Source organism: Ligilactobacillus agilis DSM 20509 (assembly GCF_001436215.1).
GTDB classification, from domain to species: domain Bacteria; phylum Bacillota; class Bacilli; order Lactobacillales; family Lactobacillaceae; genus Ligilactobacillus; species Ligilactobacillus agilis.
On record NZ_AYYP01000024.1, the window covers coordinates 13,482 to 33,160 of the forward strand.

At 41.6% G+C, this 19,679-nt stretch carries 22 protein-coding genes, 1 riboswitch and 1 other annotated feature; of the genes, 15 read left to right on the forward strand and 7 right to left on the reverse strand.

What is annotated here, in order from left to right; translation table 11 throughout:
- Window positions 1-86: 86 nt before the first annotated feature.
- The 3 genes from FC14_RS03815 to FC14_RS03825 all read left to right on the forward strand — a co-directional run bounded on the left by FC14_RS03815 (window position 87) and on the right by FC14_RS03825 (window position 2,080).
- Window positions 87-773 (forward strand): 2,3-diphosphoglycerate-dependent phosphoglycerate mutase, encoded by a 687-nt coding sequence (locus tag FC14_RS03815; protein WP_056976542.1) that lies wholly within the window; start codon window positions 87-89, stop codon window positions 771-773.
- A gap of 108 nt (window positions 774-881) precedes the next feature.
- Complete coding sequence (locus FC14_RS03820) at window positions 882-1,364, forward strand: GNAT family N-acetyltransferase (RefSeq protein WP_056976543.1); 483 nt, start codon at window positions 882-884, stop codon at window positions 1,362-1,364.
- Window positions 1,365-1,414: 50 nt separating this feature from the next.
- Entirely contained in the window at window positions 1,415-2,080 is a 666-nt protein-coding gene (locus FC14_RS03825) for an HAD family hydrolase (protein WP_056976544.1), read from the forward strand.
- Between the two features lie 46 nt (window positions 2,081-2,126).
- Here FC14_RS03825 and FC14_RS03830 read toward each other — a convergent pair whose 3' ends face one another.
- Both FC14_RS03830 and FC14_RS03835 read right to left on the reverse strand, forming a co-directional pair.
- The gene (locus FC14_RS03830; RefSeq protein ID WP_050610720.1) at window positions 2,127-2,894 is read right to left on the reverse strand and encodes a flavodoxin family protein; all 768 of its coding nucleotides are present in this window, start codon (window positions 2,892-2,894) and stop codon (window positions 2,127-2,129) included.
- Window positions 2,895-2,936: 42 nt separating this feature from the next.
- On the reverse strand, window positions 2,937-4,031 hold the full coding sequence (locus tag FC14_RS03835) for a DHHA1 domain-containing protein (protein WP_056976545.1): 1,095 nt from the start codon (window positions 4,029-4,031) through the stop codon (window positions 2,937-2,939).
- A 113-nt stretch (window positions 4,032-4,144) separates the two neighbouring features.
- Here FC14_RS03835 and FC14_RS03840 point away from each other — a divergent pair, with 113 nt between their 5' ends.
- Complete coding sequence (locus tag FC14_RS03840) at window positions 4,145-4,504, forward strand: acylphosphatase (RefSeq protein ID WP_056976546.1); 360 nt, start codon at window positions 4,145-4,147, stop codon at window positions 4,502-4,504.
- A 45-nt stretch (window positions 4,505-4,549) separates the two neighbouring features.
- A complete protein-coding gene (locus tag FC14_RS03845) occupies window positions 4,550-5,917 on the forward strand; it encodes an aldehyde dehydrogenase family protein (RefSeq protein WP_056976547.1) in 1,368 nt (455 codons plus the stop codon).
- A 98-nt stretch (window positions 5,918-6,015) separates the two neighbouring features.
- Here the strand turns inward: FC14_RS03845 and FC14_RS03850 are convergent, their stop codons facing one another.
- Window positions 6,016-6,903, reverse strand: a complete 888-nt coding sequence (locus FC14_RS03850) for a hypothetical protein (RefSeq protein WP_056976548.1) — start codon at window positions 6,901-6,903, stop codon at window positions 6,016-6,018.
- Window positions 6,904-7,026: 123 nt separating this feature from the next.
- On the opposite strand from FC14_RS03850, the gene FC14_RS03855 reads away from it, so the two are divergent.
- Entirely contained in the window at window positions 7,027-7,734 is a 708-nt protein-coding gene (locus FC14_RS03855; RefSeq protein WP_056976549.1) for a hypothetical protein, read from the forward strand.
- A gap of 51 nt (window positions 7,735-7,785) precedes the next feature.
- Here FC14_RS03855 and mscL read toward each other — a convergent pair whose 3' ends face one another.
- Window positions 7,786-8,157 carry a large-conductance mechanosensitive channel protein MscL gene (mscL, locus tag FC14_RS03860; protein ID WP_056976550.1) on the reverse strand — a complete coding sequence of 124 codons (372 nt, stop codon included), beginning with the start codon at window positions 8,155-8,157 and terminating at the stop codon, window positions 7,786-7,788.
- Window positions 8,158-8,716: 559 nt separating this feature from the next.
- Here mscL and apf point away from each other — a divergent pair.
- Together apf and FC14_RS03870 are read left to right on the forward strand one after the other, a co-directional pair.
- The gene (gene apf, locus FC14_RS03865) at window positions 8,717-9,349 is read left to right on the forward strand and encodes an aggregation-promoting factor (RefSeq protein ID WP_056976551.1); all 633 of its coding nucleotides are present in this window, start codon (window positions 8,717-8,719) and stop codon (window positions 9,347-9,349) included.
- 125 nt (window positions 9,350-9,474) lie between these two features.
- Window positions 9,475-9,654 carry a hypothetical protein gene (locus tag FC14_RS03870; protein ID WP_050610728.1) on the forward strand — a complete coding sequence of 60 codons (180 nt, stop codon included), beginning with the start codon at window positions 9,475-9,477 and terminating at the stop codon, window positions 9,652-9,654.
- A gap of 172 nt (window positions 9,655-9,826) precedes the next feature.
- Here the strand turns inward: FC14_RS03870 and FC14_RS03875 are convergent, their stop codons facing one another.
- Genes FC14_RS03875 through FC14_RS03885 form a run of 3 tightly spaced genes read right to left on the reverse strand, consistent with a single transcriptional unit; the run spans window position 9,827 to window position 12,448 of the window.
- Window positions 9,827-10,492, reverse strand: coding sequence for an energy-coupling factor transporter transmembrane component T (locus FC14_RS03875; protein ID WP_056976552.1), 666 nt, complete (start codon window positions 10,490-10,492; stop codon window positions 9,827-9,829).
- On the reverse strand, window positions 10,485-11,888 hold the full coding sequence (locus FC14_RS03880; protein ID WP_056976553.1) for an ABC transporter ATP-binding protein: 1,404 nt from the start codon (window positions 11,886-11,888) through the stop codon (window positions 10,485-10,487). Before FC14_RS03880 ends, FC14_RS03875 begins: the two co-directional genes overlap by 8 nt.
- A complete protein-coding gene (locus tag FC14_RS03885) occupies window positions 11,888-12,448 on the reverse strand; it encodes an ECF transporter S component (protein ID WP_056976554.1) in 561 nt (186 codons plus the stop codon). Before FC14_RS03885 ends, FC14_RS03880 begins: the two co-directional genes overlap by 1 nt.
- Before the next feature lie 104 nt (window positions 12,449-12,552).
- Window positions 12,553-12,641: riboswitch (TPP riboswitch) on the reverse strand.
- 168 nt (window positions 12,642-12,809) lie between these two features.
- Between FC14_RS03885 and FC14_RS03890 the strand changes: the two genes are divergently transcribed.
- From FC14_RS03890 to tyrS, 7 genes are all read left to right on the forward strand, one after another.
- Window positions 12,810-13,763: a Dyp-type peroxidase gene (locus tag FC14_RS03890; protein WP_056976555.1), complete on the forward strand. Its 954-nt coding sequence runs from the start codon at window positions 12,810-12,812 to the stop codon at window positions 13,761-13,763.
- 80 nt (window positions 13,764-13,843) lie between these two features.
- The gene (locus FC14_RS03895; RefSeq protein WP_050610733.1) at window positions 13,844-14,080 is read left to right on the forward strand and encodes a cytochrome b5 domain-containing protein; all 237 of its coding nucleotides are present in this window, start codon (window positions 13,844-13,846) and stop codon (window positions 14,078-14,080) included.
- Window positions 14,081-14,226: 146 nt separating this feature from the next.
- Window positions 14,227-15,231 (forward strand): ribose utilization transcriptional repressor RbsR, encoded by a 1,005-nt coding sequence (gene rbsR / locus FC14_RS03900; protein ID WP_056976556.1) that lies wholly within the window; start codon window positions 14,227-14,229, stop codon window positions 15,229-15,231.
- A 93-nt stretch (window positions 15,232-15,324) separates the two neighbouring features.
- Window positions 15,325-16,503, forward strand: coding sequence for an acetate/propionate family kinase (locus FC14_RS03905; RefSeq protein WP_056976557.1), 1,179 nt, complete (start codon window positions 15,325-15,327; stop codon window positions 16,501-16,503).
- Window positions 16,504-16,591: 88 nt separating this feature from the next.
- Window positions 16,592-17,179, forward strand: coding sequence for a metal-dependent hydrolase (locus FC14_RS03910; RefSeq protein WP_056976558.1), 588 nt, complete (start codon window positions 16,592-16,594; stop codon window positions 17,177-17,179).
- 117 nt (window positions 17,180-17,296) lie between these two features.
- Window positions 17,297-17,749, forward strand: a complete 453-nt coding sequence (locus tag FC14_RS03915) for a Fur family transcriptional regulator (RefSeq protein ID WP_056976559.1) — start codon at window positions 17,297-17,299, stop codon at window positions 17,747-17,749.
- Between the two features lie 32 nt (window positions 17,750-17,781).
- Window positions 17,782-17,971: a binding site (T-box leader), on the forward strand.
- 48 nt (window positions 17,972-18,019) lie between these two features.
- Window positions 18,020-19,276, forward strand: coding sequence for a tyrosine--tRNA ligase (gene tyrS / locus FC14_RS03920; protein ID WP_056976560.1), 1,257 nt, complete (start codon window positions 18,020-18,022; stop codon window positions 19,274-19,276).
- Window positions 19,277-19,679: the final 403 nt, after the last annotated feature.

Sequence of the window (19,679 nt, forward strand, 5' to 3'; positions counted from 1 at the left end):
ATCACAAGGGCTAGGAATTTTTTTCTATTCAGTGTAAAATACAGGTGTAAACAATTTTTATTTTAAGAAAGAGGTTTTATACTGATATGTCAAAATTAGTATTTATCCGTCACGGTCAAAGTGAATGGAACTTAAAGAACCTATTCACTGGTTGGGTAGACGTTAACTTGAGTGAACAAGGTGAACAAGAAGCTAAAGAAGCTGGTCGCAAGTTAAAGGAAGCAGGGATTGAATTTGATCAAGCCTACACTTCAGTTTTAACTCGTGCCATCAAGACTTTACACTTCGCTTTGGAAGAATCAGGTCAACTTTGGATTCCAGAAGAAAAGTCATGGCGTTTAAACGAACGTCACTACGGTGCTTTACAAGGTAAGAACAAGCAAGCCGCAGCTGAAAAGTACGGTGACGAACAAGTTCACATCTGGCGTCGTTCTTATGACGTATTACCTCCATTATTGGATGCAAACGATGAAGGTTCAGCAGCTAACGACCGTCGTTACGCTAACTTAGACCCACGCATCGTTCCAGGTGGGGAAAACTTAAAGGTTACTTTGGAACGCGTTATCCCATTCTGGGAAGACAAGATTGCTCCAGACTTATTAGCTGGTAAGAACGTAATCGTTGCTGCCCACGGTAACTCACTACGTGCCTTGACTAAGTACATCGAACAAATTTCTGATGAAGACATCATGAACGTAGAAATGGCTACTGGCCAACCAGTTGTTTACGACTTAGACGATAAGTTAAACATCGTCAACAAAGAAAAGCTTTAAGATTAGGCTTTCTTTGAAATCCTCCAAACTCGTGGTTGAGTTTGGAGGATTTTCTTTTGCCTTTAAACTTGCTAGAATGTGGATAATTAAATTGCGAGGTGGATAGCAATGATGATTAGACAGATTAAACCTAGTGATAACCCAGTGTTAGCGCAAATCATTCGTGCTAGCTTAGAGGAAGCAAAGCTAGCGTTGCCAGGGACAGCCTATTTCGATGCTAGCTTAGATAATTTAAGTGAATTTTATTTGGCTAAGCCTGGACGCTGTTACTTTGTCCTTGAGGAAGAAGGTCAGGTTTTAGGTGGTGCCGGGGTTGCCGAATTTGACTCAGCCAATAAGATTGCGGAGTTACAAAAGCTATACTTGACCACTGAAGCTCGGGGCCAGGGGCTAAGCAAGCTATTGCTCGGTAAGTGTGAGCAGTTCGCACAAACGGCAGGTTACCATAAGCTTTACTTAGAATCCCACCGTAATTTGCAAGTTGCGCTACAGTTGTATGAGCGGATGGGTTACCAAAGTTGCCAAGGGTTAGCCGGCAGTGAGCATAGTTTGATGGATAGATTTTTTGTAAAAGAATTTAGCAGAAAATAAGTATGCTAAAATTGGTGGTGTGATTAGACTTTAAAAAGGAAGCGATACTAATGAAAGTCATTAAGGCTAAAGCGGTAATCCTTGACATGGACGGGGTGATTGTTGATTCCGAGCCTAACATTATGGAAGCGAAGCAAAATGTTTTGCATAAATACGGAGTTTATAAGCCACTCAGTTACCACTTTAAATTTATGGGGATGTCTTTTCGAGATATCTGGGCACAAACCAGGCAGGAACTCGACTTACCGGCAAGCACGGAACAATTAATGGCAGAGTATTTTGAAGAAGTAGCTCAAGTTAGGGCTAAAAATGGGCTTCAAAGCATTGCGGGTACGGTGGAATTTATTAAGGCCTTGGCTCAAAATGATTTCAAGCTCGCACTGGCTTCATCTTCACCGTTAGCGGATATTGAGGAAGTTTTAACGACCTTTGGAGTAAAGGAACTATTTTCAGCTGTCATTTCAGGGGCTGAGTTAGCCCATCCTAAACCTGCGCCAGATATCTTCTTACTGGCAATGGAAAAACTAGGGGTGAAGGCTAGTGAGAGCCTAGTGGTTGAAGATTCAGTCAACGGGGTAAAGGCTGGCTTAGCTGCCGGGGCGCAACTACTGGTCTTTAATGACCCGCGTTATAATCCTGATCGCCAGATTGAGGGTGTTAACCTGGTTACGACTATGACTAACTTAAAAGTAGGGCCTGAAAAAATTAGCTATTAAAAAAAACGGATCACGACTACCTTGGCGGTATGCGTGACCCGTTTAATTATTTACGTTTATGTTTGACCACGGTAAAGAAGTGGAGCGTAACTGCTAGCAGTGCAAAGAAGATAATCACAAAGGAAATATAATTAGACCAAAAGCCTAGCGAGAGGTTTAACAGTTTGAGACAGAGGCTCTGAATGGCCATGGTAATAAAGGCCATGACGGCAACGATGAAGAAGAGTTCGAAGTAACGTTTCACGGTTTGATCGTCCTTTCTAGTGGCCCGGTTAATTTTTTGACCGAGTTTGGTTAATTCTTTTTGCTTAGCAGGTGCTAGTTCAGTTAAGCCCCAAGTAGCGGTCTGAACAGCTTCGCCAATTTTGATAAGCCCACCGGCGGTTAGGACCTTATCAATGGTTCTGAAACTAGCGTCGGTAACTCCACTCAAGAAGTTTTCCCATTTACCGGCATAACAGTTGGTTAGACTGATGTAGTGTTTGTGGGCGAATTTATCTGGGTGAGTGCCACCCTTGTGGTCAAATCGGACTAGTCGTTGCCTGAGACAGTCAAAAAAGTTCTTCATGACGCCAGATAAGCCGCCCCAGTAAGTGGGAGCAGCAATTACCCAGACGTCAGCGGCTTCAAGCTTAGCGATAATTTGATCCATGGTAGGATTAGGTTGGCCCTTGATGTCGGGCTTAATTTGATAGTCTTCTAAGTAAATTATTTCAGAAGTATTAGGTGCTTGAACCTGGTGTAAGACCTGGTCAAGCATCATGCGTGTCACCCCATGTTCCTTATGGGCCCCTAAGATTCCTAAGACTTTCACAAAAGTCACATCCTTAATGTTCGAATAAGTTAATTGTAGCACTTAGTCGGTTTGGTTACCAAAAAGAGCGGCTAACTTAGCAGCAGTTTCAGGGTCTAGTTGGTCGGCGAGGGAGTCTGTTTCGGCTTCTGCAGCCGTCATTTGTTCGTTGACTTGTTTTTGCTCCTTAATGGCTGCGATTACCATTTTTTCAGCTTCCAAGACGGGGTTGAAGTTTAAGCTCCCACCAGCTGAATCTTCGTGACCACCACCCCGGAAGTAGTCCTCTGCAAACTTAGCTACATCTAGTTTACCGTTGCTTCTTAGAGAAACGCTGCGGTCATCGATGACGAGGGCAACTTCGACTTCGAATTGTTGCAAAAGTTCGTGTGCAATTTCTGATTTATAATCGCTAGCATAGACGACCCCAAAGGAATGACCATCCTGTTCAAAGGTAGCGACACTTTTAAGGTGACGCTTAATGTAACTGGTCCGTCGTGCGTTTAAGGTATCGATTAATAGAGCATTGGCTTGGCGATAAGCGGGCCAACCAGTTGCAAAGACGGCCTGAATGAATTCTTGGGTTTTAGAAAGGGGATAAAACCAGAAGAGTTGGTTTAAATTATCCGCGGCCTCCTTAATCTCACTAGGCATTTGGTCATCATTTTGCCAATCCCAGGTATCATAGGCCCTAATCAATTCAACTAACAAGCCAAGTTCCTTAACTCTTGCTGGGTCTAGGCGGTTAAAATTCTTGTTTGTTTGCAACCAATCCCAAACCAGGCTGGTAGCAGAGGGATTGATGGCAGGGTTGGTAGGATTGATACAATTAGAGGCATATTGGGCGCGGAGGTTAGCTTCGCTTTCGTGGTGGTCAAAGATTAGCCAATGGTTGGCGAAGTGTTGCTCAAGTTGTTGGAAGGAATAATCACTGTCAGGGGTCATATCCATGATGAAGACATCAGTAAAGCGACCAATATCTGGTTGGCGGAAAAACGAGGCTAAGCGAGCATCTAGCCGCCCAGCTGAACAAGTGGTAAGGTCAAAGACAACGCCCTTAAATAAGTCTGGTTGGACCGCTTCAAATAAAGTTGGCGCGCCGAAACCATCTAAATCGTTGTGGGAAAAAAGCTTAATATAGCGAGTTTTGCTTGGCATTTAAACACATCCTCAATTAGAATAACTACTTTTATTCTAGCAGATTATCAAGCATTAAAGTTAGTAGTTTACCAAGAAATGCGGTAAGATAGATAAAAATGAGGGGGGATTTGATGTTTGAAAGCCTAGTTAAGAAGTTACAAAAGATTTACTTGCACTCGAGTGTAACCACAGTGCCTATCCCCGACTTTAAGGAAACTGCGCCCGAGCGGAGAAGGATTTTGTTTACGGGGATAGTTCAAGGGGTAGGTTTTAGGTACCAGGCTAAATTATTAGCCGACCGCTTATTCTTGAGCGGGTGGGTCAAAAACTTGCCTAACGGTCAAGTTGAAATGGCCGTGCAAGGGGCGCCTGAAAAAATTGACTTTTTAATTAGTCAAATGCAACATACAGGTAGAATTAAAATTAGCCGTATCCAAACGCACCTACTGGAAGTTGATTGGACTGAGGCGGGATTTAAGATTTTAAGTTAAAAGTAACACGTTGGTTAAAACACAAAGGAAATAAGGTGAATGATGATGGCTTATACAGTCACAAATCCATATACAAAAGAAGTTATTGCGAGTTATGAAGTTGCTAGTCAAGCTGAGGTTGACCAGGCTTTGCAGCGGGCCCAGGCCTACTATCTAGCTACTAAGGGGCAGCCGGTTGAAAAGCGGGCTCAAAAGCTTTTAAAATTAGCCGATTTAATGGAAGAAAGAAAAGAACAGTTGGCAAAAACAGCCAGTCTAAGTATGGGAAAACTGATTGGGCAAGCTCGCAGTGAAGTAGACTTGTGTCTAGAAATTCTCCGCTACTACGCAGCTCGGGGACCGCAAATGCTGAGGGCTAAACCCTACCTGTATGGAGCAAGACAAGAGGCCTTTTTGCACTATGAGGCCAGTGGAATTGTCTTGGCGGTTGAACCATGGAATTTTCCTCATTCGCAAGTAATTAGGGTCTTAGCTCCTAACTACCTTTTGGGTAACCCAGTGATTTTAAAGCATGCCGGCCAAGTGGCAACTTGTGCACAGGCTTTAGAGGAACTAGCTGTGGAGGCGGACTTAGGCACAGGTGCATTCAAAAACTTATTTTTAAGTTATCAACAGGTGGATAACTTATTAGCCGACCGCCGGGTCAGTGGCCTAGCTGTGACTGGCTCTAGTCAAGTTGGAAAAATGCTTGCAGGTAAGGCAGCAGCTAACTTGGTTAAATCAAGCTTAGAGCTAGGTGGTAACGACGCCTTCCTAGTCTTAGCAGACGCTGATGTTAAAAAGGCTGCCCACGATGCGGCCAGGGCGCGTTTACGTAATAGCGGTCAGGTTTGCACTGCCCCTAAGCGGCTAATTTTAGCTAAGGAAATTGCTACAGAATTTTGTGACCTCTTAAAGAAAGAGTTAGCGCAATTAAAGTTGGGAAATCCACTGGATGAAGCAACGACACTAGCACCCTTAGCAAGCGAAGTGGCCTTAACGAACTTAACCAAGCAGGTTACAGCAGCCTGCGAAAACGGTGCCCAAGTCCTAGTTGAAGGGGGACCGGTCGCAGAGATGGCTGGATATTTCTTTAAGCCGGTAGTGTTAAGGGGGCTAACGCCTGATAACCCGATGTATGACCAAGAATTCTTTGGGCCGGTCTTTCAAATTTATCAAGCCCAAGATGAAGCAGAGATGGTAACAATCGCTAACGAGTCACAATATGGCTTGGCTGGGGCAGTTTATTCACAGGATAAGGTTCATGCCGATGAGCTAGCTCAAAAGTTATCCACAGGCCAAGTCTTCATTAACCAGCCGGCTACAAGTCACCCAGAATTACCTTTTGGCGGGGTGAAAAACTCTGGTTACGGGCGGGAGCTAAGCGATTTAGGCTTATATGAGTTTGCTAACTGTAAAATTATTGCGTGGTAAGTCCACTTATGAGCAGGTTGACTAAGTTGACCTGCTTATTTTTTTACAAAAAAGCGTTACGCCAACCCAAAAAGGGGGCGTAACGCTGTGAGTATTAACTATTCACCATCTGGTGATTCAATTGAACTAGGATCAGAGGTTTGGGTGGTATCAGCACTTGGTGTTTGGTCTTGACTAGTAGTGTCACTACCAGCGCTATTACCAGTATTTCCACTGCCGTTAGTATTAGTGTTGTTTGAGTTACCACCGCCGTAGTTACCATAGTTACCGTAGTTGCCATAGCTTTGAGTAGTAGTATTACTATAGTTATTATTACTTGGTGCTTGGTAAGTAGTAGTTTGCGAAGTGGTACTATCAGTTGTTGTAGTTGCACTTGAATCGGTGCTAGCAACACTGCTAGAACTTGCTTCTTCGCTGGAGGTAGAAGAAGAAACAACGGAGCTAGAAGAGCTAGCTTGTGCTTTTTTCTTTTTCTTCTTTTTATGGTGTTTCTTCTTAACCGGCTGGTCTAGCTTATTGAGTAAGTCATCAATCTGTGCTTGCTTGTCCTTTAGCTCATTTTTGGAGTAGATTGGGCTAATTTTAGCCAAGTATTTTTGGGCCGCTTTTAAATCGGCTTTAGCTTTTTTCACATCCGTTTTAGAGAGTTCGCTAAGTTGGGCATCACTAAAGGTATTTGCCTTAAGTAACTTATCTAGCTTATCCGTAAAGTAATGTTGATCCTGAGCTAGAATTTGTTGGTATTTTGAAAGCACCTCTTGGTTGTTCTTGCCGTTAGCCTTATAATAGGCGTAACGACTTTTAATATTTTGATAGCCCGCTAGCTTATCAGCAAAAGTTTTGCTGTTGATAAAAGTTCGTTGGGCGTTATTAATAAAAGCTGTTTCCTTTTTGACTTCCTTGGCCTGAGCGCTAACGTGGTAATAATAGGCGCCTCCTATTAGGATTAGGATGGCCAAAAGGATACCGCCAATATACTTGAACAACTGTGAGTGATGCTTTTTTCTCCTTGAATGTTTGATAGAAATTACCCCCTAGAAATAGTATTTCTACTAAAATTGTACTTGTTTGAGGTTGAAGATGCAATGTAATTTGAAAGGGAAGATCTAATGCGAAGCGAAGATTACCTAAAAAAACTGACAAGCTACCAAATAAAAATGGCTAACCTGCAGTGCGGTTTGGAAAGGATTGCTCAAGCCAGGCAGATAATTGGGGCCTATCAGCGGCAACAGTTACCGCAAGAGGTTAAGACCAAACTATTATTTAGTGAAGAGGAGTTGTTTAACCATCCAGAATTGATGGTCTTAGAAGACGAGTTACTAAATTTGCGCCAGGTTGTCATCGAGGACTTTGGAATTTGGCATATTTTTTCACAAGAATGGGTGGCGGATTTAAAAGAGTATGTCGGATCTGGTCTTGGTTTAGAACTAATGGCGGGTAACGGTGTCTTGAGCGCCAGTATTTCGGAGTTAATTGCAACCGACAACTTGGATTGGGCTGGACAGGATAACGAAAGCCCCCAAGCTTGGCAAAGGGTGGAACAGTTGGATGCAATCTCAGCTTTAGAAAGGTATGGACTAAAGGCTAATTACATCATCTTAGCCTGGGCGCCAGATACAAGCCAGGTTGATTGGGAAATCTTAAACTGGTTAAGAACAAAGCACTGGTCCGGTAAGTTTATCGTAATCGGTGAAAGAAACGGAGCAACTAACTCAAGCAAGTTTTGGCAAGAAGCTAACCTGCTAAAACCTAGGCTATTGAATCAGCATCACCAAGCCATCGATTTTATTAACGATGAGGTTTTCTTGGTAAAATAAAAAGGCACTTTTCAAAAGTGCCTTTTTATGTATTCTTATAATAGGTAGAAACTATTTTTTAAGTAAGTCTCTAATTTCTGATAAGAGTTCAACTTGTGGATCAACTTTTTCTTCGGCTGGTTCTTCTTCTTTCTTAGGCATAGCAGCATTTACGGCCTTAACAACAATTAAGAAGACAACAAAGGCAATAATTAAGAAGTTGATAACAGCGTTTAAGAAGCTACCAACCTTGAATGAAGCACTGCCGACTTTAATAACGAAGGCAGAAAAGTCGATGCTACCTAAGAATAGGCCGAGGAAAGGATTGATAATGTAATCAACTAAGGCTTTAACGATGGCAGTGAAGGCACTACCTATGATAACCCCAACAGCTAAATCAAGCACGTTACCACGTGCAATAAACTCTTTAAACTCCTTAAGCATTAAAAAAGCCCCACTTTTAATTAATAATTGCAGATATATAAAAAGCTTTTATATATCTTTTACTATTATAACATTAGATTGTAAGCAATAAAAACAATAACCCCTAAAAATATTTGTGCCAACAAATTTAGAGAAAAATTACTAGGTAACAGAAATTTTACAAAAAAGGCTAATAAAGGGAGATTTTACCTTAAAAAAGTGATTTTTGAAGCGAAATTAGCCAAAAAAAATATTTTTTTCTTCAAATTAGAAAAAATATTTATAAATATAAGCCTTTTTTGTCATATGAACTATTTTTTGGATAAAGCCTAATTTAATGGGCTTCAGCGGGGGGAAGGCTTATAAATGAAGCTGAGTTATTTTACTTCGTATTACATCAAACTGAAAATATTACAAAAAAGCAGAATTTAGTAACATTACTGGCATACCCTTGTTACATAACGTCCTTATACTAATTATTGTTAGCTCGTTGATACGGGCTGTGAGAATTGAACTTCTCTGTTAGGAGAAGGAGTTACTAGAAGACATACAGAAGAATTTACAGGAGTGAATAAATTTTATGAAGTTAAACAAATTATTATTGTCAGCCACAGCAGCCGCAGGTTTCTTTGCAGCTACTACAGCTGTAGCTAATGCTGATACTGTTACTGTTCAAGTAGGTGACACTGTTTCAGAAATCGCTGATAAGTACAATACTACAGTTGAAGAAATCCAAAACTTAAACCAATTAGAAAATGTTAACTTGATTTACGTTGGTGAAGAATTAGTGGTTAACACTAATGGTCAAGCAGCTACAACTGCAAGTTCTGAAGCCCCAGCAGCAACTGCTACTGTTTCTTCACAAGCGCCAGTGCAACAAACCCCAGCACAACCAGTGCAACAAGCACCAGCTCAACAACAAGTTGATAGTGCCCCAGCACAACAAGCTACAAGCCAACAAACATACACAGCCCCAGCAGCTGCTTCAGCAGACGAAGCATCAGCTCGTGAATTCATCGCTGCACGTGAATCAGGTGGTTCATACAGCGCGGCTAACGGCCAATACTATGGTAAGTACCAATTATCACGGTCATACTTAGGTGGCGACTTATCAGCTGCTAACCAAGAACGTGTTGCTAACAACTACGTACAATCACGTTACGGTTCATGGACTGCTGCTAAGAACCACTGGTTACAAAACGGTTGGTACTAAGATAAAGTCTTAGTAGAAGACAAAGTTATCATTAAATTTCAAGCCCTGCGCAGGTGAAGACTTGCGAGGGCTTTTTTTTACTTATATAATATGGGATATGCAAGCAAGAAAATGGGGTGATGACGGTGCGGCTTTCAAAAACGTTAATCATCATGCTTTTATTTGTAGTAGGTTTTCTAATGGTCTACGGGGCAACTACTATGAAACAAAAAGATACGTGGTTGACGCGCTTTTTAATTTTGCTTTTGGGGGTAGGGTGCTTGTTGGTTAGTGGCTACCTGTTAGTACGAATTTTTATAGTCTAGGATCTGTGAGCGAATTCTTTGCTTTTTTAGGTGATTTTGCGGTATGATAAAGTCAAAAGATAGATTGTGTACCATAAGTTGCAATCTAGCCGATAATGACAATTTCTACAAAAAGCTGGGACATAAATGTAAAAGCTAAGTGGCTTTAACATTTATGTCCCAGTTTATTTTTTTACCACCAACTACCGTTAATACCACCCCAGGCGTAGCTAATTAAGCAAAGCCCGATAAAGTAAAACTGCCATTTTGGGAAGGGTTTGGCGCTAGGGCGCGTACGGGGGTAACCCTCGGAAAACCCTTGGGCAGTCATGGCCTGGGCTAAATCGGCTGACCACTTAAGTGCTACCAGGATGATGCGTAAGTAAAGTCCTGGTTGCCAAAGATGGTAGTTGCGGCCCCGGATTTGTGCCGAGTAGCGAATAGTAGCAAACTGATTTTTGATACTGGTTAAGAGGTTAAAGGCTGCCAGTAATCCGTAGACAAAGGTGGCCGGCAGTTTAAGGTGGACGTGGAGGTTAAAGAGAATATCTTCCACCGAGTTGGTTAAAGTTAAACTTGCTCCAAGTAAGAGGTAGGCGTAGATGCGGCTACCGTAAATCCAAGCATTATGCCAGTTATCTGTCCGCCCAAAGGCTAAAAAAGACCACCAACTACCAAGGGCAAGTGGAAAGGTAACTAGTAATAAGAGGGCGATGGTTGTCAGTTTGACACGCCGGTAACAAAGTAAGTACAAGAGGCAGCAGCCAGCCAAAAGGCAGTTTAAGCTGACGCTCTTGATAAAGGCTAATTCAAGACCAAGGCCAATGATTAAAAGTGTTAGTCCAGCTGGATTAAGCATCAAAATCCCTCCTTAGTGCTAGGCGCCCCTGGTTGAGGACTAGTTCATAGGTAACGTATCCTGGTAAGCACGAGCGCTGGTGCGAGATTAGCAGGATGCTAAGTTTTAATTTTTGACAGGTTTCAGTGATTAAGGTAAGTAATTTGTCAGCCGAACTAGTATCTAAGCTAGCTAAAGGCTCGTCTAACAACAACACCGGTTGAGCCATGATGAGCATGCTTAAGACCTGCAATTTTCGTTTTTGTCCACCCGAAAGTTGGTAGCAGGAATGATCTAGGTAAGCCGTTAGGTCTAAGACTTCGAGAGCCTGGGTAATTTTGGCGTCCGTCCAGTATCCTTTAGCCAGGGAGTGTTTTTTAGATAAGGCTAGTTCTTCTCTAACGGTTAGGCGGACAAATTGATTGTCACTGTCTTGAAAAACGAGGGCAACAATTTTGGCCCAGGACTTGGCTTTGTAACGACGACTGTCCCGTTTACGGTAGGCTATACTGCCATTAAAGGCTAGCTGCTTAGTGAGCGCCTTAAAAAAGCTGGATTTACCAACGCCGTTGGGCCCACTTAAAAGTCCCAGTTGCCCTTGAGGAAGGGTGAAACTATCGGTCTTAAAGAGCTGGCGGTTTTGGACAGTCACGGTTACATCTTGCCAGGTCAATTGGCCTGAATTGAGGGGAGTATAGGTTAACGGCTGCTCCTGTCTTTCTGTTAGCGAACTAAGCGGTAGGGGGGTTAGTTCACTTTTAGAAAAACGGTAAAGGTTATCCACTAAGCCGTAATACCCATTGGTGTCGTGGTCAGTGATAAAAATTGTCTTACCTGCTTCTAGCTGCAATTTTTTGAGGTCGGCTAACAAGGTTTGTTTACCCAGGGGATCTACGTTTGCGAAGGGTTCATCCAGTAGGATAATCTGACTATCGAGTGCTAGCGTAGTAGCCAAGGCCAGGCGCTGTTGTTCGCCTCCAGAAAGTTGAAAAAGGGGCCGGTCTTTTAGGGCGGTTAAATTTAGCTTGGTTAGAACTTGATTCAACTTAGGTTCAATTTGGTCGCGGGGAGTCTGGATATTTTCCAAGGCAAAGGTAATTTGCTTCGCGACGGTTGGCAAAGCAAATTGCCGGCTGGGCTCTTGAAAAAGCATGCTCACGTAGCGACTACGTTCATAAGGCACGATGGCTGCTACCGCTTGATTATTCAATAGAACTTGCCCACTGAGTAGCTTACCTCCGTACTGCGGATATAGACCCGCAAGTAGCTTAAAGAAGGTCGACTTACCACAACCAGATGGACCCGTTAGAAGGTTAAAACTGGCCGGTTGTAATTCAAAGTCGAGCTTGTCAATGATTAGCGGACCGTCTTCTTGGTAAGCAAAACTCAGGTTGTTAGTGATTAAACTAGCTGTCATTATCTTACCAACCCACTTTTACTAAGAAGTGCTTTAATCCAATAAACGAGGAGGCCAGCAAAAAAGCCGATTGAAAGCAAGCGAATAATAAATAAGCTGACAAGGAGTGCGAAGTTATAGGCAGCATAGCCACTTTGAAATAAATCCCAGGCAAAAGTAACAATCGTTGAGGTGATTGTAGCTAGGATCAAGCTAAGTGCCCCCCAGTTTTTATAGGCGGTTAGGGTAAAACCCAGTTCACTAGCTAGTCCTTGAATTAGACCGGAAATCAAGTTAGCCGCCCCCCAACTAGAAAAAAGCAGCATTTCAACGGTAGCTGCAAGGACTTCCCCAATGACGCTGGCGCCGGCTTTTTTTAAGAGAATGGCAGCTAAGGGCCCCGCCATAATCCAAACCCCTAGGGTAGCATCGTTAGCATAAACCTTAAGGGGGGTGGCAGCTAAGGCATAGTAAGTATAGCCCCATAATTGGTAAATAATTCCAAAGAAAATAGCAATAATTGCAAGTAAAATGACATCTTGAAGGGACCAAGCCTTCTTTTTTTGATTCGTAGTTTGCATAAGCAACAACCCCTTTATAAGTTTAATTGTCGCAATTACAAGAAAAAAGACCGGAAAAGTAATTCCCGGCCTGGATACGTACGTTAGTATTAGCTATTTCGTCTGAAATGCTAAAACAAGACTTCCTACGCTGGTATAATCCAGATCAGGTTCATGGGTATTTCTCAGCCACAGGGCACCCCAGCTTGTAATTATCAACGCTTACATTCTAGCAAAGGACCACGGAAAAGTAAATAAATTGAGAACAACTTTTAGTTAAAGCTACTTGGAATGTAGTTTAGAATCAATCTAAAAAACTTGCAAATAAGCCTGTTAAATAATATAATCAAGGTAATAAAAGGATGAAAGAAGGAATCAGCTTATGGCAATCGATCCTAAGAAGGCTCAAGATGTTTGGAAAGATATTGGTGAACACGTTCAGTTTACGGTTTTAAAACTTAAGCGTGAAGATCAAGCCCATGAATTAGAGGTAATTCGTGAATTTTGTGATAGGTATCAAGCGATTATTCGTTCTTTGAAAATCCGTGATTCTAATCCGCAGGCAGAATCAAGGTTAAAGGTGACGTTTGGTTTTTCAAATGCGGCTTGGGATTACCTGTTTCCTAATGGCCCTAAGCCCAAGGAATTGGAAACTTATACCGAATTAAAGGGGCCTAAGTATAAGATGCCAGCTAGTGAAGGTGACCTTTTCTTCCATATTCGTGCAAGTAACGAGGCCGTTGTTTACGAAGCTCAAACTCAATTTATGCGCTTCTTGCGTGATGTCACAGAAGTGGTTGATGAGACTAAGGGTTTTAGATACTTTGAAGGACGGGCAATCATCGGCTTTATCGATGGAACTGAAGCTCCAGAAGTAGAGAAGGCTGCTGATTATGCCTTAATTGGTGACGAAGACCCAACTTTTGAAAATGGTTCTTATGCCTTTGCCCAAAAGTGGTTACACAACATGGACTTTTGGAATAAATTGAAGACAGAAGACCAAGAAAAGGCCGTGGGTCGGGAAAAGTTTAGTGATATTGAATTAGAAGACGAAGATAAGTTTAAAAATGCCCATAATGTCAGTTCTAAAGTTGAAATTGACGGTGAGGAGCAAAAGATTATTCGGATGAACGTGCCTTTCTCCGACCCAGCTTCTGGTAAAACAGGGACTTACTTCATGGGTTATGCACGTCATTGGCGGGTAACTAAAATGATGTTGCAACAAATGCTAGATACATCTGACTTCTTACTAACTTTCTCGAAGATTTTATCCGGGCAGTTATTCTTTATTCCTTCTAAGGATACCCTTGACGATATTACTGACGAAAAAATTTAGTAGTGCAAGGCTTTTTATTAGGTATCAGTCAACTAGCATGGTAGAATACTCTTAGATAAAGGTAATGAGGAGGAATTATGATGGCAGAAAAGACATTTACAAAAGCTGAACTAGCACAATTCGATGGTCAAAATGGTAACAAAGCTTATGTTGCGGTTGATGGGGTCGTGTATGATGTGACTAATGTTGCAGCTTGGAAAGATGGAGCCCACCATGGTAACAAGGCGGGTAACGACGTTACAGCTGGATTAGGACATTCGCCTCACGGAGAAAGAGTATTGAAAAAGCTTGAAGTGGTTGGCAAGCTAGTCGACTAGGCTAAAAAGAGGGATGTAAGACAGGGAGAAAGGCCTAACAGTTTTTCTTGCCTGTCTTATTTTTTTGAACATTAGCTAGAAAAGTACTGAAGGCTTGGTTGCTTTTAGGCTATAATAATAAAAACATAAGGCTGGTTTAAGAGGTTATGAAGGGAAAAGTGAGAATAATAGATGTCGCGCAAAAGGCGGGGGTTTCGGTGACCACCGTTTCGCAAATACTAAATGGTAAAGGAGAACGGTTTAGCCAGGCGACGCAAGATAAGGTTAGAAAAATTAGGGATGAATTAGGTTATGTACCTGATTTTAATGCTCGTAATTTAATAATGGGGTCCGCTAAGACAATTGGGATTATCATTCCTAATATCACTAACCCCTTTTTTGCAACCTTTGTTAGGGGGGTTGAAGTAGCGGCCCAACGTGGTGACTTTATTCCCCTTGTTTTAAGTGGCAATGGTAACCCTGATTTGGAGCGGCAATACGTAGAGCAGTTAATCCAAAGAACGGTTGACGGCCTAATTATTGCCAGCCCTGCGGTTAACAAGGATACCATTGATCATTTTCTTAAGGCGAACGGGGTCCCTTACCTGCTGATAGATCAAAACCCCCTAGATGATGGAGACCGGGTCAGCACGGATGATTATTTAGGAGCTAAGTTAGCAGTGGAGCACCTAATTAAGTTAGGTCATAAGCGGATAGCGATGCTTTATTGTGATAAACCATCTGTAAATCAAGCCCAACGGTTGCAAGGTTATAAAGACCAGTTACAGTCAGCTGGACTAGAATTGACCGATGATTTAATCGTTACCGGGCCTTTGAGTAAACTTGGAGGCTACCAGGCTAGTGAGCAGGTTTTACAAACTAAGGCCAGTGCCGTTTTTGCGGTCAATGATGAAATGGCCATCGGACTTTACCGGGGCCTTAATGAGCGGGGCCTTGAGGTGCCGGCTGATTTATCGATTGTAGGTTACGATAATATTGATTTATCTGAGTATGTAAATCCACCGTTAACGACCATTGCCCAACCGGTATTTGAAATGGGACAGGTAGCTTTTAGAACCTTGTTACAACGAATCGAGCAACCTGATGCGCCAGCGCAAAAAATTAAATTACCGGTTGAATTGGTGGTTAGGGAGAGTAGCCGCAAAGTTTAGGCAGCTAGCGTAAAGAAAATAACTAAATTTTCTGAAAATCTAGCCTAATATCAGTTATAATAGGAAACGAAGAAAGTAGAGGTGCGTTAGAAGATGCCTAAAATTTTGTTATTAAATGCCGGCAGTTCTTCCGTTAAATGGAAGTTATTTGAAATCGACAATGAAGCAGTAGTTGCTAAGGGGTTAGTTGAAAGAATGTTAACTCCAGAAGCTAAGTGGGAGATTAGTTATGGCAAAGAAAGTGCGCAAGAAACAATTCCTAACTTAACTTATGAGCAAGCTGCGCAATTAATTATTACTAAGTTACAAGAATTAGAAATTACTAGTTTGGCCGACATCAAAGCGGTTGGTCACCGGGTAGTTGCTGGGGGACATACCTTTAAGCAAGCAACCCTGGTTGATGAAGAAGCGTTAGACCAAATTAAGCAACTAAGCAGTCACGCTCCCTTGCATAATCCCATGGAAGCTAAGTACATTGAGTTAATGCAAGCAGTCATGCCCAAAACGCCTCAGTATGCAGTTTTTGATAGTCGGTTCTTTACGGATATGCCAGAAGTTAATTCAATTTACAGTCTACCTTACGAATTGACTGAAAAATATGGCTTAAGAAAGTATGGGGAGCACGGTATTAGCCACACCTATATCTCTAAGCGGGCAGCCACCTTATTAGGTAAGGATTTGGCTGATTTGAAGATGATTACTTTACACTTAGGGAGTGGGTCGTCAGTTGCCGCTTTGAAGGATGGCAAAGCTTATGATACTTCAATGGGCTTTACACCGTTAACTGGCTTAACGATGGGGACCCGGGCAGGCGACTTGGATCCAGCCTTAGTTCCATTCTTGATGGCCGAATTGAACTTAAATGCTAAGCAAGTCTTAGAGCTCTTTAACAGTAAATCTGGTTTGCTAGGGCTTTCTGGGCTTTCAGCCGACATGCGGGATATTGATAAAGCTATTGCCGCTGGTAATAAGCGAGCTGAGTTGGCCTTAGAGATTTTCATTAACCGGGTGGTTAAGTACGTCGGGAGCTTTTATGCTGAATTGGGTGGCTTAGATGTACTCGTATTTGCCGGTGGTATTGGTGAAAACAACCGTGCTTTGAGACAAAAGATTGCCCAAAAGTTAGCCTGCTTAGGCATTGTGATTGATGCTAACTTGAATCAAAAACTAACCGAGGGAGTTATTTCACCTGCTGATGCTAAGGTGACTACCTTAGTGGTACCAACTAATGAAGAATTGGCGATGGTCCAAGAGATAAAAGCGGTTATGTAAATTAAATAAACGATGTTAGGGTAGAATTTTATGGCAGGAATGCGATGAAAGGCTACCCTTTTTAAAAATATTTAGGAAAGGTAAATCTATGCAATATAAGACACATGTTACCACCTCACTAGCGTTAGGCTTGCCTTTGATTGTGAGTAGTCAACAGTTGAGTGCACTTAATGTGGGGGCGTTATTAGTTGGTTGTTTATTACCGGACATTGATCAACCTACATCCTTTTTGGGAAAACGCAATCGCTTGGTCAGTGGAGTAACCCATAAAACCTTAGGTCACCGCGGGGGGACGCACTCACTTTTGGGACTAGTGATAGTTTTTGTAATGGTGGCCTTTATTAGTCAGCGCTATTTTAACTTTGCTGGGCGTTATTTTCCTTTTTGGCTATGTACTGGTTATCTCTTCCACCTACTTGAAGACAGCTTTTCAAAAGACGGGGTCAAGTGGTTGTGGCCGTTAGGTAAAAAAGGCATCCGGACCGGCAGAAAATGGCTAACTTATAGTACCGGGGGAATTGGTGAATACCTCTTACTTGGTTTTACTTTTTGCTTACTCCTAATTGAGATACGGTTAATCTGGTTGAATCAACTAGGAAATTTTTTGCCTTCGGGAATGTTAGCGCACTTACAGGCACTGACATTAAAGTTGCAAACAATTTTTAGTTCTAATTAATCTCTTTCTTTAAATGGACTTTTAGTATCTTTTGCGTCATAATAGGAAGTGAGAAGATAGTTTTTAAAAATTATAAACCAGAAAGATTTATAAGCGCTAAGAGGAAGGAGACTCGTTATGCTAAGAAATCAAGAAATGTTAGTAACTGCAGCTCGAACTTTGAAAGAGCGGAGTATTAAAAATACCCCCCAACGTCAAGTTATTTTAGCATACTTGATGAATTCAAAGGCTCACCCATCCATTGAGATGATTCACCAGCATGTTCAAGAAAGTGGCTTTAGTGTTAGCTTAGCAACTGTGTATAATACGCTGGAACTTTTTTTGAAGAATAAGCTGATTATTGAGGTTACTCCGGATAGTGAAGGACACATGCGTTACGACTACTTTGAACGGCCTCATTATCATGTCATCTGTGTTAACTGCAATAAGATTGTTGACGTCTACAATGACACCTTTACTGAGTTAGAAAAAGAAGCGGCCCAAACAACTGGTTACCAAGTATATAACAGTCAGTATGAGGTTTATGGACTTTGCCCTGATTGTCAAAAAAAGCTAGTAGCCGATAGTTGACAAGCCTAGCGTAATAGCATATATTAATGTTATTACAGGCGTTGAAGTAGCCCAGTAGGATAATGGTCCCTGGCTAAGAGACTTGGTGGTAGCTGTAAACCAAGGCAAACCAGTTATCTGAATTACACTATGGAGCTAATAACGGGTCATTCCGATATTGATGACAGAGTTGGCTGTTTTGACAGCAAACTGGGTGGTAACGCGGAGAATTTCGTCCCTAATGCACTTACGGGTGCGTTAGGGACTTTTTTAGTATAAGGAGGAATCTTAATGGTAAACATTTTAGACGAGTTAGAATGGCGGGGCGCCGTTAACCAAGTTTCTGACGAAGAAGGATTACGTAAGTTATTAGAGGATAAGTCGGTAGGAATTTATTGTGGGGTTGATCCAACTGGAGATAGCCTTCACATTGGGCACTTGATTCCCTTCATGATGCTAAAGAGATTCCAAGAAGCTGGTCACCGGGCCCATATCATCATCGGTGGTGGTACTGGTTCAATCGGTGACCCATCAGGTAAGAAATCAGAACGGGTTTTACAAACAATGGAACAAGTTCATCATAACGAAGAAGCACTTACCAAGCAAATGAAGCATTTATTTGGTAAGGATAACATTACCATTGTTAATAACCGGGAATGGTTATCTAAGATTGATTTATTAGGTTTCTTGCGTGATTACGGGAAGTTATTTAACGTTAACACAATGCTTAACAAGGAAGTAGTTGCTAGTCGCTTGGAAGTTGGAATTTCATTTACGGAATTTACATACCAAATTTTACAATCAATCGACTTCCATCACCTCTGGGCTGAAAACGATGTTCAACTTCAAATTGGTGGAGCTGACCAATGGGGCAATATTACTGCGGGGATTGATTTAATCCACAAGATGGAAGGTAGCGATGCCAAGGCTTATGCATTAACTATTCCGTTGATGCTAAAGGCTGACGGGACTAAGTTTGGGAAGACAGCTGGCGGAGCCGTATGGTTAGATCCAGAAAAGACAAGTCCATATGAATTCTACCAATTCTGGTTAAACCAAGATGACCGCGATGTAATTAAGTATTTGAAGTACTTTACATTCTTATCTAAGGAAGAAATTGCTGCCTTAGAAGAAAAGGTCAAGACCCAGCCTGAAAAACGTGAAGCGCAAAGACGGTTGGCTCAAGAAGTAGTGGCATTCGTTCACGGAAAAGAAGCGGTTAAGGAAGCTGAACATATTTCTGCGGCCTTATTTACTGGTGATGTTAAGGACCTAACGGCTAGCGAAATTGAACAAGGTTTCAAAAACATGCCATCCGTAGAAGTAACCAATGCTAAGACTAATTTAGTTGAATGGTTAGTAGACGTAACCAAAATTGAACCATCTAGACGGCAAGCACGTGAAGATATTAAAAATGGTGCGATTTATATCAATGGCCAAAGAGTTCAAGATGTAGATTATGAATTAGACCCAAGCCAAAGTTTTGATGGGAAATTTGTAATTGTTCGGCGGGGGAAGAAACGCTATTTCTTGGCAAGAGTTAAATAATTCTATCTTAAAAAAGAGTCAAAAAATTTTTTTGACTCTTTTTTGTTTGGGTAAAAATCGAACTAAAAGCAAGTTGTTAATTCTATAATTCGTTTTATATTATTTTGAGTTATTCTTGCCAGCCGTTAAGGGTAACAGATTGAATTAAATGACGAAAAATACGAATGGGATTTATTGTTGATAGTAGTAAAAACTTACTTGACGATAAAAAAATAAAAAGGTATAGTATAAACATCGCTTGACGTTAACGCGTTAGCGAACAAAGTTAGAAAAATATTTCTTGACAGTCATTTAATTTTTTGTTAAATTTAAATAGTTGTCGTAAAGATAATATTTAATGAGTAGACCTTTGAAAACTGAACAAAGTTTTAGACAAACCAAATGTGTAGGGTCAGTTGAAAAC

Coding starts and splice junctions, on each gene's coding strand:
- FC14_RS03885 (WP_056976554.1), bottom strand. CDS start 12,448: ATGCAAACTACGAATCAAAAAAAGAAGGCTTGGTCCCTTCAAGATGTC.
- FC14_RS03825 (WP_056976544.1), top strand. CDS start 1,415: ATGAAAGTCATTAAGGCTAAAGCGGTAATCCTTGACATGGACGGGGTG.
- rbsR (WP_056976556.1), top strand. CDS start 14,227: ATGAAGGGAAAAGTGAGAATAATAGATGTCGCGCAAAAGGCGGGGGTT.
- FC14_RS03815 (WP_056976542.1), top strand. CDS start 87: ATGTCAAAATTAGTATTTATCCGTCACGGTCAAAGTGAATGGAACTTA.
- FC14_RS03910 (WP_056976558.1), top strand. CDS start 16,592: ATGCAATATAAGACACATGTTACCACCTCACTAGCGTTAGGCTTGCCT.
- FC14_RS03845 (WP_056976547.1), top strand. CDS start 4,550: ATGGCTTATACAGTCACAAATCCATATACAAAAGAAGTTATTGCGAGT.
- FC14_RS03820 (WP_056976543.1), top strand. CDS start 882: ATGATGATTAGACAGATTAAACCTAGTGATAACCCAGTGTTAGCGCAA.
- FC14_RS03875 (WP_056976552.1), bottom strand. CDS start 10,492: ATGCTTAATCCAGCTGGACTAACACTTTTAATCATTGGCCTTGGTCTT.
- FC14_RS03915 (WP_056976559.1), top strand. CDS start 17,297: ATGCTAAGAAATCAAGAAATGTTAGTAACTGCAGCTCGAACTTTGAAA.
- FC14_RS03855 (WP_056976549.1), top strand. CDS start 7,027: ATGCGAAGCGAAGATTACCTAAAAAAACTGACAAGCTACCAAATAAAA.
- tyrS (WP_056976560.1), top strand. CDS start 18,020: ATGGTAAACATTTTAGACGAGTTAGAATGGCGGGGCGCCGTTAACCAA.
- FC14_RS03880 (WP_056976553.1), bottom strand. CDS start 11,888: ATGACAGCTAGTTTAATCACTAACAACCTGAGTTTTGCTTACCAAGAA.
- mscL (WP_056976550.1), bottom strand. CDS start 8,157: ATGCTTAAGGAGTTTAAAGAGTTTATTGCACGTGGTAACGTGCTTGAT.
- FC14_RS03890 (WP_056976555.1), top strand. CDS start 12,810: ATGGCAATCGATCCTAAGAAGGCTCAAGATGTTTGGAAAGATATTGGT.
- FC14_RS03905 (WP_056976557.1), top strand. CDS start 15,325: ATGCCTAAAATTTTGTTATTAAATGCCGGCAGTTCTTCCGTTAAATGG.
- FC14_RS03895 (WP_050610733.1), top strand. CDS start 13,844: ATGGCAGAAAAGACATTTACAAAAGCTGAACTAGCACAATTCGATGGT.
- apf (WP_056976551.1), top strand. CDS start 8,717: ATGAAGTTAAACAAATTATTATTGTCAGCCACAGCAGCCGCAGGTTTC.
- FC14_RS03840 (WP_056976546.1), top strand. CDS start 4,145: ATGTTTGAAAGCCTAGTTAAGAAGTTACAAAAGATTTACTTGCACTCG.
- FC14_RS03835 (WP_056976545.1), bottom strand. CDS start 4,031: ATGCCAAGCAAAACTCGCTATATTAAGCTTTTTTCCCACAACGATTTA.